Annotated in this window: 12 protein-coding genes; all 12 read left to right on the top strand. The window is 41.9% G+C overall.

Features of this window, described 5'->3' with window-relative positions; translation table 11 throughout:
- The first annotated feature begins 161 nt into the window (after positions 1 to 161).
- The 12 genes from FAZ19_RS21220 (at position 162) to FAZ19_RS21165 (ending at position 19,015) form a co-directional block, all read left to right on the top strand.
- Positions 162 to 3,563 carry a SusC/RagA family TonB-linked outer membrane protein gene (locus FAZ19_RS21220; RefSeq protein WP_169305735.1) on the top strand — a complete coding sequence of 1,134 codons (3,402 nt, stop codon included), beginning with the start codon at positions 162 to 164 and terminating at the stop codon, positions 3,561 to 3,563.
- Positions 3,564 to 3,576: 13 nt separating this feature from the next.
- The gene (locus FAZ19_RS21215; protein ID WP_169305734.1) at positions 3,577 to 5,070 is read left to right on the top strand and encodes a RagB/SusD family nutrient uptake outer membrane protein; all 1,494 of its coding nucleotides are present in this window, start codon (positions 3,577 to 3,579) and stop codon (positions 5,068 to 5,070) included.
- Between the two features lie 5 nt (positions 5,071 to 5,075).
- Positions 5,076 to 5,819: a DUF4843 domain-containing protein gene (locus tag FAZ19_RS21210; RefSeq protein ID WP_136822774.1), complete on the top strand. Its 744-nt coding sequence runs from the start codon at positions 5,076 to 5,078 to the stop codon at positions 5,817 to 5,819.
- A gap of 8 nt (positions 5,820 to 5,827) precedes the next feature.
- Positions 5,828 to 7,336 carry a PKD-like family lipoprotein gene (locus FAZ19_RS21205; protein ID WP_136822773.1) on the top strand — a complete coding sequence of 503 codons (1,509 nt, stop codon included), beginning with the start codon at positions 5,828 to 5,830 and terminating at the stop codon, positions 7,334 to 7,336.
- A 33-nt stretch (positions 7,337 to 7,369) separates the two neighbouring features.
- Complete coding sequence (locus tag FAZ19_RS21200) at positions 7,370 to 8,842, top strand: TlpA disulfide reductase family protein (RefSeq protein WP_136822772.1); 1,473 nt, start codon at positions 7,370 to 7,372, stop codon at positions 8,840 to 8,842.
- A gap of 100 nt (positions 8,843 to 8,942) precedes the next feature.
- Positions 8,943 to 10,622, top strand: a complete 1,680-nt coding sequence (locus FAZ19_RS21195; protein WP_169305733.1) for a trypsin-like peptidase domain-containing protein — start codon at positions 8,943 to 8,945, stop codon at positions 10,620 to 10,622.
- 82 nt (positions 10,623 to 10,704) lie between these two features.
- Positions 10,705 to 13,047: a GH92 family glycosyl hydrolase gene (locus FAZ19_RS21190; protein WP_136822770.1), complete on the top strand. Its 2,343-nt coding sequence runs from the start codon at positions 10,705 to 10,707 to the stop codon at positions 13,045 to 13,047.
- On the top strand, positions 13,047 to 13,991 hold the full coding sequence (locus FAZ19_RS21185; RefSeq protein ID WP_229707669.1) for an endonuclease/exonuclease/phosphatase family protein: 945 nt from the start codon (positions 13,047 to 13,049) through the stop codon (positions 13,989 to 13,991). The genes FAZ19_RS21190 and FAZ19_RS21185 overlap by 1 nt, the downstream gene beginning before the upstream one ends.
- Positions 13,992 to 14,026: 35 nt before the next feature.
- Complete coding sequence (locus FAZ19_RS21180) at positions 14,027 to 15,196, top strand: glycoside hydrolase family 76 protein (protein ID WP_136822769.1); 1,170 nt, start codon at positions 14,027 to 14,029, stop codon at positions 15,194 to 15,196.
- 174 nt (positions 15,197 to 15,370) lie between these two features.
- Positions 15,371 to 15,952, top strand: coding sequence for a DUF4202 domain-containing protein (locus FAZ19_RS21175; protein ID WP_136822768.1), 582 nt, complete (start codon positions 15,371 to 15,373; stop codon positions 15,950 to 15,952).
- Between the two features lie 199 nt (positions 15,953 to 16,151).
- On the top strand, positions 16,152 to 17,564 hold the full coding sequence (locus tag FAZ19_RS21170; RefSeq protein WP_229707670.1) for a 3-keto-disaccharide hydrolase: 1,413 nt from the start codon (positions 16,152 to 16,154) through the stop codon (positions 17,562 to 17,564).
- A 32-nt stretch (positions 17,565 to 17,596) separates the two neighbouring features.
- Entirely contained in the window at positions 17,597 to 19,015 is a 1,419-nt protein-coding gene (locus FAZ19_RS21165; RefSeq protein ID WP_136822767.1) for a Gfo/Idh/MocA family oxidoreductase, read from the top strand.
- Positions 19,016 to 19,030 lie beyond the last annotated feature (15 nt).

Genomic DNA, 19,030 nt, shown 5'->3' with positions numbered 1-19,030 from the left:
AAACTCCCCCCGCCGTAGGAAGCATAGAGGGAGCTAGGTGATCTAAAATTATTGGTAAACTTTAAAACCTTATACAAATAATGCAAAAATTCTTGTTTTTTGCAAGTGGTGGGACGCACCTTTGTCCCAAGCTGCTTGATCAAAATAAAATTAGATTCTTTATGAAAGTCAATCTATTAAGTGGCTTACTATTGATGCTGTCGATTGGTCTAGCATCTTCTAATACCCATGCGCAAAATATTCATACGAAAAAAATTGAGTTGGGTTTTGGATCGACAAGTTTAAAATCGGCACTGAGCGAAGTTGAAAAACGCTCGGGTATGTCAATTTTTTATCCCACGGAAATCGTAGAGAGATATGAAGTCAACGCTATTGTGTCAACCAAGCGGACTGTCGCTAGGATGCTGAGCGAACTGTTGGATGGTACCAAATTGGGATTCCGTCAGAACGGGAAGAGTATTGTACTGTTTGAAAAAGCAAATCAGCATTTGATAGCTGATCAGCAAGTTAATCGTAGTGGTTTGGTAAAAGACGAGAATGGTCAGCCGCTTGCTGGTGTTTCCGTTTTAATGAAAAACTGGCGTCAGATAATCAAGAATGCAGAGATTCAAAGTAGCACGGCCACGGATGCAAACGGACATTGGTCTATACCCGTACCAAGCGATACGATCACGTTGATTTTTTCTTTGATGGGCTACGGTACCCAGGAAATTAGGGTTGGAAACAGAACCCAGATAGAAGTGACCTTAAAGACTTCAACTAGAGAAATTGAAGGTGTCGTTGTTACCGGTCTATTTGAACGTCCAAAAGAAATGTACACAGGTGCTGCACGCTCTTTTACACAGGAACAATTGCAAAATGTAACCAGTGATAATATATTGACCGCAATAACTGCGCTTGATCCTTCTTTTCAGATGCCTGATAACATCAACTTGGGGTCAAATCCAAACGCTTTGCCTGATGTAACCTTACGAGGTGGAAATAGCTTGATTGATCCAAATATAGCAGGTTCCAATCCATTTAACTATTCGAACGCACCAAATACACCTTTGTTTATTTTGGATGGTTTCGAGGTTTCATTGAGCCGTATCAATGATCTGGATCTAACTCGCGTCAAATCTGTAGATTTGTTAAAGGATGCAACCGCAACCTCAATATACGGTTCGCGTGCAGCTAATGGTGTGGTCATAATCGAAACTATTCGGCCAAAAGCAGGAAAGCTAAACCTGAGCTATACCGGAAATATTACGGTGGAAGCACCAGATTTACGAGGGTACGATGTGCTTAATGCCTCAGAAAAATTAGACCTTGAAAATAGGCTAGGCTTCTATCATGACTCATTCAATTTTAGAGATCAAGAGTTGCAAACGATCTATAATGCACGCTTGGCTGCTGTGAAATCTGGCGTAAATACCGACTGGCTCGCGCAGCCGGTACGTACGGGCATTGGTCAAAAGCATAACGTCTATATTGAAGGTGGTCAGGAAGAAATCCAGTACGGGGTGGGGGTGAATTACTACGACAACGTGGGCGTGATGAAAAATTCAAATCGAAAAACAATGACCGGTAATTCGTATTTGGCCTATCGTTACAAAAACTTCTTGTTTAAAAATGACTTAAGTATAATTACCAATACGGGTAATAATTCAAATTATGGATCATTTAATCAGTATACGCGATTGAATCCCTATTGGGCTCCCTTTGCAGAGGACGGATCCTATAAAGTGTATTTAGAAGAAATTCTGAATGAGGGAGGATCAAGACTGACGAACTTTGACCGTTATGATAATTTGAACGGCTACACAGGCAGACCAGGAAATCCGCTCTATGATGCATCCTTGGGATTGGTTGACCAAAACAAGTACCATACAATTGTCAATAATTTTGCTATGGAATGGAAAGCTTACTCTTGGCTAACTTTTCGCGGTACTTTTGCTTACCTATTTCAGGAAGACGAGTCCGATAAATTTCTGCCATCACAGCATTCTTCCTTTTTCACTACACCAACCTTTGAGCGTGGTAGTTACAATAAGGGATATGGGAAAAATCAACGTTATGAAGGGATCTTCACAACTAACTTAAATAAGTCTTTTGGCAAGAACTTAATTTTTGCAACGTTAGGCCTTAACATGAGTCACGAGGGTAACCATACTGAATCTTTCAAAGTGGTGGGATTTCCAAATGCGAGCTTGAATAACATGACCCAAGGTCTTCAGTTCGCCCAAAATACAAAGCCCGAAGGAATCGAAAGCATTAAACGCCTTTCATCCATGTTTAGTAACTTGAGCTACTCATATGATAACAGGTATCTATTAGATCTATCGTTGCGGGTTGATGGGTCTTCTCAGTTCGGGGCTGACAATAGGTATGCCCCATTCTGGTCCGTCGGGGCGGGTTGGAATGTCCATAATGAGGCGTTTGCAAAAAATATTTTAGCAGTCAACAAGTTACGCCTGCGTTATTCCTTTGGCTTCACAGGATCGCAGAATTTTGAATCGTTTTATGGTGTTACGACTTCGCAATACTTTAATAACAGCGAGTATAGGGGGATTATAGGTACCTATTTATTGGCTTTTGGAAATGAGTCGCTGAAATGGCAAAAAAGCCGAAAGAATAATTTTGGACTTGACCTCGTCATGTTCAATCGTTTTGATTTAGTGGGTAACTATTATATCGAAAAAACAGAAGGTTCAATAGCAAATATCTCTGTTGCGCCCTCTTCAGGCTTTATGGACTATAAGGAAAATATGGGTGATCTATTGCGAAGCGGTTGGGAACTTTACACACGCTTTAACATTATAAACAGCACAGCTAACAGAAACAACTGGTCACTTTTTGTCAATCTATTTTCTACACGAAATAAAATACAAAAGGTTTCAAATCAAATTGCGGCGTTGAATAGGGCTGCAGATGAAACACTTTCGTCCATACCCATCACCAGGTACGCAGAAGGACAATCCACAACAGCGATATGGGCAGTGCCTTCCTTGGGTATTGATCCAGGATCGGGTCGGGAGATTTTTTTAACCCGAAATGGAAAGTTAACCAATACCTATGATCCGTTGGATCAAAAGATCGTAGGTGATACACGTAGTGATGTCGAAGGTACATTTGGATCAAATTTCGAATATAATGGTATCGGAGTCAATGCAACCCTGCGTTTCCGACTGGGGGGACAGGCTTACAACCAAACGCTGGTGGATCGCGTAGAAAACGTTGATGTTGCGCTTTACAATGTGGATCGGCGTGTCGCCGAACAGCGCTGGATGCAACAAGGAGATATCAGCTTTTTCAAAGCCATACGAGATGCGAGCGGAGTTTTGAACCGAGAAAAGACCTATGCAACATCTCGTTTTGTACAAGATAACAACGTACTATCTATTGAGAGTATTTCAATATATTATCGATTATCCGATGAACTAAATAAGAGACTCGGTATACGAAATACCAAGGTTACAGCATACACCAATGATTTGGCCCGTTTTTCCAGTGTTCAACAGGAACGTGGACTGGTTTATCCGTTCAGTAGGTCATTCACATTTCAAATTTCGGCTAGTTTTTAATAGTATTATGAGAATGAAAAAACATATTAAAATATTTCACAGAATTGTCACAGTGGCGGCATTGATAAGTAGCTTGCTGCTGCCTACGTCATGTAGCGAATGGCTTGACGTAAAACCGTCTACACAGACTTCGGAAAGGGAGCAGTTTTCTTCTGAGCAAGGATTCATCAATGCGTTAATTGGCGCCTACCAACGCATGGCGTCTTCTGTAAGTTATGGGAAGGAATTGTCGTATGGAATGATTGATGTATTTGCGCAAGTATATGAAAATAAATCGAGCGAAACTGATGGCTATGGCATCATGGCGAGATATAATTTCTTGGCAGCACCAAACCAAACCTTAATCAGTTCCATATGGCAGCATCAATATAATATTATTGCACAAGCGAATTATATCTTGAAGAATGTAGATGAGCAAAGACATATTTTGCATGAACATAATTATGAGATTATCAAGGGGGAAGCTCTTGCTATAAGAGCATTGGTTCATTTTGATTTGCTCCGTCTGTTTGCACCAGCGTTAGCTGGTCTAGATCAAGTTGATCAGCCAACTATTCCTTATATGACGGATTTTACAATTAGCCCAAAAAAGGCGGCTAGCTTTCAGTCTGTAATTGACGCGATTGTGAGAGATTTAGTTGAAGCGGAAGCGTTGCTTGTTGTTAATCCTGAGATTGATCAGATACAAGATAATGAAGGAAGTATATCATTGGACGTGTTTGGGATGTATAGACAAAATAGGTTAAATTATTGGGCAGTGAAGGGTCTGTTAGCTCGCGTCCATTTATATGGCGGAAATAACGCCCAAGCTTTGAAATATGCTAAGGAGGTTATTGGAAGTGATAAATTTGCATTCGTAAATGCATTAACGTATTCCACAGAGCCGAATTCAACTAAGTCCAATACCATTTTTAGCAATGAACACATCTTTTCTATTTATAAGTCGGATCTAAAAAACTTGTCGGATGACCTTTTTAAGACGGAAGTGGAACGACCTGAATCGCTGGATCTTTTTACCAGTGTAGAAAAGTTAAAGTTATATTATGAGGAAGGTGCCGGGAGCAACTCAGACGATACAAGAGGGATCGGTATAGGTAAAAGATGGAATGAATTTTCTGAAAGTGTAGTGTACAGCACGAAATATTACGTTGGTGTCAACATTAATAATGTAAACCAAAAGCTTGTACCTGTTCTCCGGCTACCTGAAATGTATTACATCGCGACAGAAGCAAGTGGCACTATTGAAGAAGCGTTAGCGTTTCTAAATGTGGTTCGCAATGCCAGGTTGATATCCGTTTTGACAACAGATATTATAACTACAGCCGAACAGTTGGAAAACGAGCTTTTTAAAGAGTACCGAAAGGAGTTTTATGCTGAGGGCCAGCTATGGTATTACTATAAGCGAAAGAATTATTTAAACTTGGAGAACTCGGTTGGTGGTGTCATGAACAACGAGAAATATGTGCTTCCAAAACCAAATGACGAAATAGAGTTCGGACTTAACTGATTAACATGATGAAAATCAAAAACATATTATATACGCTTTTTGTAGTGGCATGCTTCGCAAATTCCTGCGGAAAGGAAGAGCGGTTAATGTATAAAGATAATGATCCGCGTATCTATTTTCCAAAGAATATAGTGACAAATGGTATAGGTTCAATAGACAGCGTGAACCTCTCGTTCGCATTAGATCCGGAAGAGGTACAGACAGACACCATTTCCTTGGCATTCCGTATAATGGGAGCTGCAAAAGCCTATGATCGCCCAATCAAATTGGAACTCACAGAAGCATCGACCGCAAAGATGGGTTATCACTTTATTGCGAAGGACCTCTACATGCCGGCAAACGCCTATGACGTCGAAGTACCAATTATTATTTTTAGGAGGCATGGACTGAAGGATAGCGTGCTCCGAGCCGAATTGCGAATAGCGGAATCCGAGCATTTTAAGCCCGGTTACGACGAGCCAAACACCAGTTCGAGATTGAATCGCTTGTCGTACAACTTTACGATTACAGATATGCTAACTAAACCAGCTATATGGGATGCAAGGTGGGCGAGCCTATTTGGAGCCTATTCTAATACCAAATTGGTTTATCTGACTCAATGGACGGGTTATCGAAATTGGAATACGGCGGTAAATTTTCCGCAAGATCGTAACTTATTGATCCAGCAGGCGAGACTTGGATTATATGAATACGAACAGGCAAATGGCCCGCTAATAGATGAGAATGATAACCGTGTGATTCTACCTTAAATTTTAAAATGATGACGAAAATAATGAACTATAATTTATTCATTGCCTCAGTACTCTGCCTCATCATGAGTGGCTGTTACAAAGATAAAGGGAACTATGTATACGAAGATGTCAATCCGATAACTATAAAAGACGAAGCGGTGACGGAAAAGTTATTTGCGCAGCCAGGGTCGTCCCTACAACTTAATCCCGCGCTGGAGTTAAATGGGAATGAAGATGATCTATCGTTCCAATGGTTTGCCTATTTAAACTCATCCGCAGCATCATATAGCCAGGATAGTACATTGATAGCAACCAGCCGTAGGTTAGATTATATTGTGGATCCAAGTGTATTTACAGTCGGTGAAGATTATAAATTAACCTATAAAGTTACACAAAAAAAAACCGGCGTTTCCTACTTTTACTTTTACCAATTATCGGTTTCGGATAAATATACAGTGGGCTGGATTTTTCTTGAAGATAAAGCTACAAAGGCTGATCTTTCCATGATTTCTAGAAGTGGAGAGGTAATTCATAACATCTATACCGAGACAAATCCAGATTATCCGCTTAAGAACCCAACATCTTTTACCATATCGCATGAGTCGGTAAGTGATCAGGTAGGACGCGATGGTAAACGTTTTTATATTACAACTGAGGACGATGCTATTGAACTCGATGGACTCACAATGACTAAACGTTTTGATTATAACTACCTGTTCTTTGTGCCGCCATCATTAAAAAAGCCCTCTTATATCGGCTGGGCTGGCGGTACTGGAAATCTTGCCGGCATTCTGATAAACGACGGTAAACTCCACGTCAATATGGTGGGTGGATTTCCAGGGGCAAAGAAGTTCGGAGCGCCGTTGTCTTCACCACAAGGCGATTACGATTATGATTTGGCGTCCCAGACGATTTCGGGCACCGAATATACTGATCTCTACCAGATTTTTATGTTTGATAAAAAGCACCGCAGATTTTTTGACGTTAAACCCAATGCATTACGAAGATTTGATGATGCCGTACAAGATCTGGATATTATTGATTTGAATAACGTGAGAATGGATCTGATCAAAATGGATTCATCGCATAATAATGTGATACGTAACGCGGTCATGAAAGGCCTAGATAACGAAACGTATCTACTAACGTTTAAAACGACACGTAAAGGAGAAGAGACAATCACTGAAAGTAAACAGAAACTAAATGCTCCGTATTTATCCGATGCATTAGATCTAACCTGTTCTACCCTCGCCCCTCACATATATTACGCACATGATGGGAAATTGTACCGTTACGAGATAACGTCAGACAACTACACGGTTGGCTACACTTTTCCGGCGACCGAGGTCACAACCAAAATTAAATTCCAAAAACACGGGTACGGTAATGCCCAAGCCCGCCTTATTGCTTGTACTTGGAACGGGTCAGAAGGTAAAGTGTATTATTTCAAGGTAAATCCAAATGGAAGTATTGGTGAACTGGACAAAACCTTTACAGGTTTTGGAAAGATTGTTGATCTTGCTTTCAAATATTAGATGAATATATTATAACACAATAAATTTATAAAGATGAAATTAAAACTAGTAGCGTTGGGCTTTTGTTTATCGACAATGGCGATGGCACAGCAGGATGATCTGAACGACCGTTCCAAAAAATATTACGATATTGTACAATCTGGCACGAAAGAACAAAAGGATGCTTTACACAAAGAACTTCTAGAGACGGCTAAAAAGTCGAAAATTGAAGGTGAACTGGAATTAAGCATCAACTATCTGAACCAGTTAGGATATGAAGAGAGTGCAGACTCTCTACGGAACATTGTAGTTAAGCAGATGCCAAAGAGTAATGTGGCGAAACAACACTACATCACGAATGTGTTCCTTAAACAGGATGGTGCAGCTGCAAAAGAGAAAAGTTATAAGGAGTTGATTAAGAAGTGGCCGATTCCAGAGGGAGATGTAATCAAAGTTGGATACGATTATTTGATTTCCAATGTAGCACATGATTATGCAAAAGAAGGTAATACCGGAAAGGCAATTCAATATCTAGATCAGCTTAATGAGCGTTTTTGGAGGGGTCAGGGGTATGCTCCAGTAACTAGGATATTACTTAACAAAGGCGATACCACAACTGTAATACCATTTCTGAAGGTGGCTATAAAAGATGCGGAATATTACATCAATCTGCCAAAAGAACAACAGGATAATAGAGCCGGGTTTGCGGCAGTGGGTTATCCTGGTTACGTAGCACAACTGGTTAACATATACAATGCCCAAGGTAACTATGAAGAGGCATTAGCGTTGATCGAGGAAGCTATTACCTTGGTTCCCGATCAGGCACCACAATTCAGTGGTGCGTATTACAAAGGTCTTGATGTTGCAGGTCGTAAACTGGAAGCGTTGCAACAGTTGGAAATTCTATATAAACAAGGAACTTTTTCTTATAAAGAGAAAATGAAAAGTCTATATAGTGAACTAAATGGGGTGGAAACTGGCTTTGATGGCTACATCGCACGTCTTGATCAAGATGTGACAAAGGGAGTAAGAGAACATATCGCGAAGAGTGCTCAATACAAGCCCGCTCCGCAATTTGAATTGCTTAACCTGAAGGGTGAGGTAGTATCCCTAGCAAGTTTAAAAGGTAAAGTCGTCGTTCTTGACTTTTGGGCAACTTGGTGCCAACCTTGCATTCGGTCTTTCCCAGGGATGAAAGCTGCGCAAGAATCGTATCAAGCTGATCCCGAAGTTGAATTCCTTTTTATCAATACGTGGGAACGGGATAAGGAATATAAAGCGAATGTTGCTTCTTTTCTAGAGAAGAACGATTATCCTTTCGAAGTACTGTTTGATGATCAAAAAAATGCTGAAACAGGAAAAAACTTAGCAGCTGAAATGGGTGTAAATGGTATCCCTGCGAAATTTATCCTGGATAAAGAAGGAAATATCCGTTATGCCTTGACTGGTTCTTCTCCAAATGTAGATTATATCAAAATAGAGATGAAAGAATTAATTGACTCCGCAAAAAAACCACATAAAGGTTAGTCTTTTATAATATTGTATTTATATTTATCGGCACAGTATCAAAAAACTGTGCCGATTTAATTTTTAACACCCCATGCAAGTTAATGATTCCCTTTGCCGCGTGAAATCCCAACTTATTGTTCGTTGGATCGTACAGATCTTCCTTTTTATTTTATGTTTAGGAAATGCGTGTTATGCTTACTCAATTTCGGATTTCAACGACCCAGTGATAGCTGATTCGATCTTAAAAAAATCATATCCGGCCTGTATCAAGCTACATGGTATCGACTCCTTGACACGTGCACAAAACAGCTCGCAGTTCAGTGCGGTGGTTGTTACCCCAGAAGGTCATATTCTTACCGTTGCCCATGCTACCAAACCCGGTAACTTGTATCGGGTTTTATTTCCCGACGGGAGTGAAGGAACGGCCAGGGCGCTAGGACGGCTGGTGACTGATAAATCCACGAATCTGCCCGATGTTGCGATGATGAAGATGGAAGGGCAAGGACCTTGGCCTTATGCGGAGATGGGCTGTTCTTCATCGCTGGCTGAAGACCAGCTCTGCTTTGGTTGGTCGTATCCGGAGAGCCTCATGCTCAATAAGCCTTTTTTACGCATAGGACAGGTAGTGAAACCGCTGGATCCCTACGGCTTTGTGGTGAGTTCCTGTATCATGGAACCAGGAGATTCTGGTGGGCCGCTGTTTGATGCGCTGGGCCGGGTGGTTGCCTTACATAGTCGTATTAATGGACCAGAAGGATTGAATTTTGAAGTTCCCGTGGATATGTATAGGCAATATTGGTCTGCTTTACAAGTCATGGAGGAACTGGAAGAACATCCGAAAAGCAAAGAAGATCTAGGAATAGATTCGTTGGTAACAAAGCTGCATGCACAATCGACGTTAGCCACAAAGCGGAAAATGATAAAGACAAAATCTTCTCCTGCGGTGATCATGATTAGTAGCTTGCTGCATGACGACACAGTGAGTATCGTAGGAACGGGTTTTGCACTAGGAAAACGTAAGCAGATTATTCTCAGTAAAAGCTCTTCTGTAGGACAGCGCCCTGTAGCGAAATTGGGCAATAAATCTTATACGTTAAAAGTGTTGGCACGGGATAAGAAAAATGACCTGATAGCGCTAGCATTGCCAAAACGTTTATCGGGTGCTATTACGTTAGCTGACATTGTAGAGGCTCCGTTTTCAGATGAGAATCTAGGAGAACCTATAACGTCCGTTCTTCCAGAAGACGGTTTTAAATACGGTATATTGGGGATGTCTCCGCTTAGTCTCCCTGCCCGATTCAGCACTGGCAGTTTAGGAGCTCGCCTACAGGAGATAAATGGGTTGCCTACTGTATTGCAATTGGATAGCCTAGGGCCTGCAGAACGACTCGGCCTCCAAAAGGATGATCAGATTATAACGGTCGATGACAAAGATGTTGCTAGTGCAGAGAAAATCAACCGGGAGCTCGCACACTATTTCCCAGGAGATACGATCCAGGTCTCGTGGATCAGGGAACAGGATACGTTGTCTGGTTCGCTCGTGCTAGTAACGAGAATGATGCGTGAAGGAAATCATCCAGCCAACCATTTTAAAGGAGGAAAATCTGTTCGAAGAGACGGATTCGATCGTGTTTTTGTACATGATTCCCGTATACATGCTTATGAATGTGGTAGCCCGATCCTGAATCAGGAAGGAAAAGTAGTGGGATTGAATATTGCAAGATATAGTCATACGGCATCTTTGGCCATCCCGGCAGATGTACTGTTGGTGTTTTTGAAAAATGAAGAGTTGGAATAATTTAGTATATTGCAGTTGCTAAAACGATTTTAAATATCGAAAAGGCCGTATACGTACCGATAAACTGCAATAAATACTATTTATGATTAACAACATCACAGTCCAATTTCCGGCCATTAAGTTGTATATAAAACACGTTATATCTGCTTTTCTTTTTTGTAACCTATTTTTTACATCCATTGGTATAGCGCAATCCAAGGATCCTGTAGATTATGTCAGTACGCTAGTGGGAACTCTCTCTAAATATGAACTCTCCACGGGTAATACCTATCCCGCTATTGCGATGCCCTGGGGAATGAATTTTTGGACACCTCAGACAGGTAAGATGGGGGATGGTTGGATTTATACCTATACTGCCGATAAAATTAGGGGATTTAAGCAGACACATCAACCCAGTCCTTGGAACAATGACTATGGGCAGTTTGCGATTATGCCCATAACGGGTCATCCTAACGTCGATGAGGAGGATCGGGCAAGTTGGTTTTCGCATAAAGCTGAAATAGCAAAGCCGTATTATTATAGCGTATATCTAGCGGATTACGATGTGACCACGGAGATTACACCGACAGAAAGGGCTGCCTTGTTCCGGTTCACATTTCCCGAAAGCGATAGTGCGTATGTCGTGATTGATGCTTTTGATAAAGGCTCGTACGTTAAGATAATTCCTGCTGAAAATAAGATCATTGGATATACGACTAAAAATAGTGGTGGAGCTCCGGATAACTTTAAAAATTACTTTGTCATCGTTTTTGATAAACCGTTTACCTCACATGCCACGGTGAAGAGCGGGGTAATTCAAACCGGAAAACTGGAAACAAGTGATCAGCATGCCGGAGGTTTGATCGGTTTTCGCACTAAACGGGGTGAACAGGTCGTCGCACGCGTCGCGTCTTCATTTGTTAGCCATGCACAAGCAGAATTGAATCTGAGGGAAGTGGGGGAACGGCCGTTTGATCACATCAAACAAGAGGGGCGTAAAAAATGGAATGAGGTGCTGGGAAGAATAAAAATTGAAGATAACGATATTGATAAAACCCGTACCTTCTATTCCTGCCTATATCGTGCAACATTATTCCCAAGAGACTTCTCAGAGATCGATGCACAAGGCAATAGAATACATTATAGTCCGTACAATGGCAAGGTCTTGCCTGGGTACCTCTTTACCGATACAGGCTTTTGGGATACCTTCCGAAGCTTGTTCCCATTGCTGAATCTGGTATATCCATCGATGAACGAAAAGATGCAAGAAGGACTCGTTAATGCTTATCTGGAAAGTGGTTTTTTACCAGAATGGGCTAGTCCCGGACACCGTGCCTCCATGATTGGAAATAATTCAGCCTCTGTAGTGGCCGATGCCTATTTAAACGGGCTTCGGGGGTATGATGCCGAGGTGCTGTGGGAGGCCGTAAAACATGGTGCTAATCATGTGCATCCGACCAATTCATCTACCGGTAGAGCTGGCTTTGATCTGTACAACGATATGGGGTACATTCCAGCGGATAATGAACTGAGCCAACATGTTGCACGCACACTCGAATATGCATACGCAGATTGGTGTATTTACCGAATGGGACAAGCATTGAAAAAGCCAGCTTCTGAGATTGATGTATTCGCAGAAAGAGCACTCAATTATAAAAATCTCTATGATAAAGATACGCAGCTCATGCGTGCACGAAATAGCGACGGGACATTTGTTTCTCCGTTTTATCCAAGCGATTGGACCAAGGCCTACACCGAAGGAAATGCGTGGCATTGGAGTTTCTGCGTCTTCCACGATCCACAAGGGTTGATCGACCTGATGGGGGGCAACGCCCGTTTCAACGCAATGCTAGATACCGTATTCGCGGTTCCTAGTCACGACGGGATGAAGAGCAGAAGTATGATCCATGAAATGAGGGAAATGCAGGTTATGAATATGGGGCAATATGCACATGGTAACCAGCCGATTCAACACATGCCTTACCTATACAACTATGGGGGGCAACCTTGGAAAACACAATATTGGGTAAGGCGGATTATGGATAAACTGTATTCCGCTGCACCCGATGGGTACTGTGGCGATGAAGACAACGGGCAGACATCCGCCTGGTATGTTTTTTCTTCACTGGGGTTTTATCCCGTCGCTCCCGGATCTGGCGAGTATGTTATTGGCTCGCCGCAATTCAAAAAGGTAACCTTAAAATTGGAGAACGGTAAAACTGTACGGATTTCTTCTTTAGCGGCTAATGATCAACACGTCTATGTGGATGAGATGACGGTGAACGGGAAGCTTTACACGCACAATTACTTGAAATATGCCGATTTGATGAAAGGAGCAGAATTAAGCTTTAAGATGTCACCAAATCCTAACCTTAAAAGAGGTTCAAATCCGCAGGACGCACCTTACTCCTTTACTACGGAAAAAAAAAGAAGATCTAAAAAATAATGATGATGATACGAAAATACCCAATAGGTTTCGCCGTGTTGTTTTTGGTGATGACGATCTTTCTTGCTCCGTGTTTTGCACAGGGACAGCAAGTTTGGAAAATAGCCACGTTCAACGTACGGTATGATAATAAGGGCGATCGAGACAAAGGCAATGGATGGGATCGACGACTGCCCGTCATTTTATCGCTAATTAAATTTCATGGATTTGATGTATTTGGTGCTCAAGAGGTACTGAAAGAACAGTTTGCCGATATGAACCAAGGTCTAGACGCGTACGCATCGGTAGGTGTGGGGCGCGACGATGGTATTGACAAGGGTGAGTACGCCCCAATCTTCTATAAAAAGGAGAAATTTAAACTCCTCGATGCAGGTACCTTTTGGCTTTCTGAAACGCCGGATAAGCCTTCAAAAGGATGGGATGCCTCACTACCTCGTATCTGTACTTGGGCACACCTGGTAGAGATAGGTACAGGACGTAAATCCTGGTTCTTCAATCTGCATATGGATCATGTCGGAATGGTGGCACGGGAAGAGAGTTCCCGTCTTGTAATTGCTAAAATGAGACAAATGGTTGGTGATGATTCTGCTTTTTTGACGGGGGATTTTAACGTAGACCAGAACAATAGCATCTATCGTATTCTTGCTGACTCCGAATTTGTTAGAGATTGTTACGAACATACGAATGAAAGGTATGCATTCAATGGAACGTTTAATGCATTTGACAGTCATCTAATGACCGATAGCCGCATCGATTATATTTTCGTTACGTCGGAGGTATCCGTAAATAAGTATGGGGTATTGACAGACTCCTACAGAACTCCGACAATGCAAATGGAAGAGATCAAAAAAGGTGATTTTCCCAAAGAGCTTTCGTTCCGGAAATACGATACACGTATGCCATCAGATCACTTTCCGGTTGTGGTAGAAGTAATAGTAGAATAACAGCCTAACTATACCTTAAAATAAATTTTTCAATTATGAAAGCAAAGAACCTTAAACCCGCCTTCCTTGTCTGTTTTTTCTCGATAAGCGCTCTGTTAAGCTTTTCACTTAACAATAAGTTTGATGGAGAAAATAGTATACCTTCTTCTGACCTCCCAAAAAAATACACAGAAAAAGATGTCGACGAAGCGTATAGAGCTTTTAATATGCACCTCTATGATCCAGTCCGAAAAATCTATTTGCGCGATTCCGATAAGCCAATGGCCGTTGGCGCAATATGGACTCAAGCGGTCTATTGGGATATGGCGATGAATGCCTATAAGCGTAAGAAAACACCTGAAAATCGACAGCTTATCGAAGACCTCTACGAAGGCAATGGTAAGCAATATGCCAACTATGATTGGTCGAACGATAAAACATGGTTTATTTACGACGACATTATGTGGTGGGTCATCTCAATGGCACGGGCTTACGAGTTAACAAAAGATCCCAAATACCTTGCGCATGCCGAGTCGGGTTTCGACCGCGTGTGGAATGGCGTTCCTGGAATAGATCCTGGTTCGTACGATACAGAGCATAGCGGTATGTTTTGGGACTGGACGTTCGGACGGGTTGGTAAGATGTCCTGCATCAATTATCCTACGGTCGTGGCAGCAGCTACACTATATAATGTCACGAAGAAGGAGGATTATCTTCATAAAGCTAAAGAAATCTACCAATGGGCATCAGAGAACCTATATGATCCGTTAACAGGCCGTATCGCCGATTCAAAACACGGTAAGGGTGATCCAAATTGGACACTGCATGTTTATAATCAGGGTAGCGCAATTGGGGCGGCAACAGAGCTGTACGCCATAACGAAAAAGCAACAATATTTAGATCATGCAGTGCGTATTGCTGACTATACCAAAGAGGTGATGTCTGCCCCGCAGGCAGTACTTCCTTCTGAAAAAGGAGAAGAGAAAGGGATCTACACGGCTATATTTGCACAATATATCGTCCGCTTGATTGAAGAGGGCAACAAACCGGAATATCTGCCTTGGCTCAGACGGACGATAGACTACGGTTGGCATAATCGTGATCAAACACGTAGCCTGACTTCCAAAAATTATTTAGCCAAGGTGGATGCCGACGATGTGGTTTCATGCTATGACGCGAGTGGTATTCCGGCCCTGATGTTGCTAATACCATCCATTGCTCATTAATAAGCAAAACCTTTAAGAAAGAGAATTGTTGGAATTGGCAACTGTAGACATTCCTTATGATACCATGTCATAGACATAGCTAAGAGCAAAGTAAAAATATTAAATTCTTTTTAGTATAGATTTTTTTTGCTATGTTCACCTAAAGATTGATTTTCGTCTCATACTACCTTTCTTATGACAAAATTAGACCAGGCTTTTGCATTGTTCGATTCGTATAATCGTCAATCACCCACTCATATCAGTAATTCGGGACAGGATTATCCGATTGAATATTTTTATGCCATCAAGCTCCACGAATGGATTAGCATACTTCGTTCCGATGCAAGTGAGGCGTTGCTTTTAGCATCACGTTGCCAGCATATCGGACGTTGGGAAATTCCACGAGGCAGTTATCCCGAGGGGCGTATAGGCTATTTGACTTGGCGTAGTGATCTTTCCAGATTTCACGCACAAAAAGCAGAGGAAATATTACGTTCAGTAGACTATGATGATATGACTATTAAGCGTGTAAAGGAAATTGTACAAAAAAAGGCAATAAAAAAGGACCCGGAAGTGCAAACTATGGAAGATGCGTTATGTTTATTGTTTCTACAATACCAATACGACGAACTGATCGCGAAACAATCGGAGGAGAAAATGATTGCTATTTTACAAAAGACCTTGTCTAAGATGAGTCATCAAGGTACGCAGGTAGCGCTCACGCTGCGTTATAGCGAAGAAGGTGAACGATTATTAAAGAAAGCACTAGCCGCTTAGCAGTGTCTACTTTCGCGTGAATGGCTAAAACGTTTTCGTAAAAATAACCTAGATATAGCCTTTGTTTTCGTAAATAATTAATATCATTGTACATAGCTATAAACTATGTATGATGACATTAAGCGCGAGTTTGTATCCTGCTTAAGCATGGAAGGGAAGCTCAAAACCGATAGATCTAAGGATAAAAATGAAAATAAATATGATGATAAAAACGAGAAAAAAGCTGTTTACTGCATTTGCTACAGTGGCACTGTTATCTGCTAGTTGCCTTACCTACTGGTCATGTAGTACTATAAAAGCCAGTGAAAGTCAAAAAGAAAACTGGACAAGCTTATTTGATGGTAAGAGTTTAAAAGGTTGGAAGAAGTTAGGTGGAGAGGCTCCTTATGAAGTGGTCGACGGAGCAATCGTAGGAACGATGACGAAAGGAACTCCCAATTCATTCCTCGTAACCGAGCAGGAGTATGGCGATTTTATCCTCGAACTGGATATTAAGCTGGAAGGGAATAGTACCAATTCAGGTATTCAAACGCGTAGCCATTTTGATGCCGCTGCCAACAATGGCAAAGGTCGGGTGTACGGCAGGCAGGTGGAAATTGATCCGTCGGCGCGAGCCTGGTCCGGTGGTATCTATGATGAAGCCCGAAGAATGTGGCTTTATCCGTTGGATCTGAATGAAAAAGCTAAAACAGCTTATAAGCAGGAAGAATACAACCATGTACGTATTGAAGCCATAGGAAACGAGCTAAAAACTTGGATTAACGGTGTACCTACGGCCTTCGTGATCGATACATTAGATCCAACAGGTTTTATTGGGCTGCAGGTGCACAGTATCCCAAATGAATTGGATGGAAAGAAAGTGTATTTCAGGAATATCAAAATTCAGACAGCTAACCTAAAATCGAAAGATTTCCCTAAAGATGTACATATCGTAAATCTAGTGCCTAACCAACTTTCCTCCGCCGAGCAGAAGGCCGGATATAAGCTATTGTTTAACGGACAGGATTTTACCGGGTGGAAAAGTGCACGCACGGGGCAACTACCTGATAAGGGCTGGGAGATTAAAAACGGGCAGGTTAACGTGTTAAAATCAGATGGTGGCGAGTCGACCAACGGAGGCGATATCGTTTCCCAAGATCAATTTTCCGCTTTCGACCTCTCATTTGAGTTCAAGCTTACTCCGGGGGCGAATAGTGGTGTTAAGTATTTTGTTACGTTAAAGGAAAAGACACATGGATCGGCCATAGGTTTAGAATTCCAAGTGTTGGATGATGCCCTGCACCCTGACGCAAAAATGGGCAGGAATGGTAACCGTACGTTGGCGTCGTTATATGACCTGATTACATCCAATAAGGACGGGCGTGCGCGTAGACCAATAGGAGAATGGAACCGTGGTCGTGTCGTAGTGACGCCGGACAATCAGGTAACACACTATCTTAACGGTATAAAAATGGTGACATACGAAAGAGGATCCAAAGAATTTAAGGACATCGTTGCCACAAGTAAGTATAAAGATTGGGCGAATTTTGGGGAAGCAAAAGAAGGACACATTCTATTACAAGATCATGGAGATGCAGTTTCCTATCGTAATATTAAAATCAAAACCTATTAATTTTAAGCCCGAACTACTAAACGTATATTGACATGACAAATCACCATTTTTCAAGAAGAAGTTTTCTCAAAAAATCGACTATTGCTGGCGGAGCAGTCCTCTTATCCAATAGTCTTCTAGGCAATGTTGTACTTGCTAAACCGGGCGAACGGGTTAATTTAGCTTGTATCGGTATCGGGAATAGAGCTGCTGAAATCATCAAAGAATTGTATAAGACCGGATTGTGTAATATAGTATCCTTGTGTGATGTGGATTTAGGCGCACCGCACACTGCCGAGATTATGAAGATGTTTCCAGATGCACGAAAATTCACGGATTTCCGGAAAATGTTGGAACAGATGGATACGCAGATCGACGCGGTTTCCATTGGTACACCAGATTTTGCACACTTTGCGGCCACGATGATGGCTATAGATATGGGCAAGCATGTGTATGTAGAAAAGCCAATGGCACGCACTTTCTGGGAGGTAGAATTGATGATGCAGAAAGCTAAAAAATTCCCTAAAGTAGTGACGCAGATGGGGAATCAGGGACATTCTGAAGCAAACTATTTTCAGTTCAAAGCCTGGAAAGATGCAGGGATTATTAAAGATGTTCACCGAATTGATGCCCATATGAATATGCCGCGAAGATGGCACAGCTGGGATCCGGCGATGAAAGCATTTCCTAAGGCACAGCCTATTCCGCAGACGCTGGATTGGGAATTATGGCAGATGCAGACTTTAGGACATGACTATAATAAAGACTTCGTCAACGGACAATGGAGATGCTGGTTTGACTTCGGAATGGGTGCATTAGGAGACTGGGGAGCTCATCTTCTTGATACAGCCCACGAATTTCTAGACCTAGGACTTCCTACAGAAGTGGATGCCGTGATGTTGGAAGGTCATAATTCTTTCTTTTTTCCGATGTCCTCCACACTTAAGTTTCATTTTCCGAAAAAGAAGAGCAGGGGTGCTATCGATATCAACTGGTATGACGGGCTTGATAATCTTCCGCCGATACCGGAAGGATATGGCGTCTCGGGCCTTGATCCGAACATTCCGCCCCCTAGTACAGGTAAATTAGAACCGGCCAAATTGAATCCAGGTAAGATAATCTATTCCAAAAATCTGACCTTCAAAGGTGGATCGCATGGCAGCACCCTAAAGATTATTCCAGATAGTAAGGCACAGGAAGTTGCAGCTAAATTGCCTACCGTGCTCTCTTCACCTTCTAATCACTTTGCAAACTTCTTAAAAGCGTGCAAGGGAGAAGAAAAAACGAGATCACCTTTTGATCTGGCCGGGCCATTAAGTCAGGTTTTTTGCCTCGGTGTGATCACCCAAAAACTCAATACAAAAATTGTATTTGATCCGATCAAAAAGGAAATTGTAAACGATAAGTTTGCAAATGCACTTTTAATAGGGCCTCCTCCGGCAAAAGGGTGGGAGCAATATTATCAGGTATAATTAATACCTCAAGTC

The organism is Sphingobacterium alkalisoli (assembly GCF_005049105.1).
Lineage (GTDB): Bacteria > Bacteroidota > Bacteroidia > Sphingobacteriales > Sphingobacteriaceae > Sphingobacterium > Sphingobacterium alkalisoli.
This window is presented reverse-complemented; position numbering and strand designations above follow the sequence as displayed.

Coding starts and splice junctions, on each gene's coding strand:
- FAZ19_RS21220 (WP_169305735.1), top strand. CDS start 162: ATGAAAGTCAATCTATTAAGTGGCTTACTATTGATGCTGTCGATTGGT.
- FAZ19_RS21215 (WP_169305734.1), top strand. CDS start 3,577: ATGAAAAAACATATTAAAATATTTCACAGAATTGTCACAGTGGCGGCA.
- FAZ19_RS21210 (WP_136822774.1), top strand. CDS start 5,076: ATGATGAAAATCAAAAACATATTATATACGCTTTTTGTAGTGGCATGC.
- FAZ19_RS21205 (WP_136822773.1), top strand. CDS start 5,828: ATGATGACGAAAATAATGAACTATAATTTATTCATTGCCTCAGTACTC.
- FAZ19_RS21200 (WP_136822772.1), top strand. CDS start 7,370: ATGAAATTAAAACTAGTAGCGTTGGGCTTTTGTTTATCGACAATGGCG.
- FAZ19_RS21190 (WP_136822770.1), top strand. CDS start 10,705: ATGATTAACAACATCACAGTCCAATTTCCGGCCATTAAGTTGTATATA.
- FAZ19_RS21185 (WP_229707669.1), top strand. CDS start 13,047: ATGATGATGATACGAAAATACCCAATAGGTTTCGCCGTGTTGTTTTTG.
- FAZ19_RS21180 (WP_136822769.1), top strand. CDS start 14,027: ATGAAAGCAAAGAACCTTAAACCCGCCTTCCTTGTCTGTTTTTTCTCG.
- FAZ19_RS21175 (WP_136822768.1), top strand. CDS start 15,371: ATGACAAAATTAGACCAGGCTTTTGCATTGTTCGATTCGTATAATCGT.
- FAZ19_RS21170 (WP_229707670.1), top strand. CDS start 16,152: ATGATGATAAAAACGAGAAAAAAGCTGTTTACTGCATTTGCTACAGTG.
- FAZ19_RS21165 (WP_136822767.1), top strand. CDS start 17,597: ATGACAAATCACCATTTTTCAAGAAGAAGTTTTCTCAAAAAATCGACT.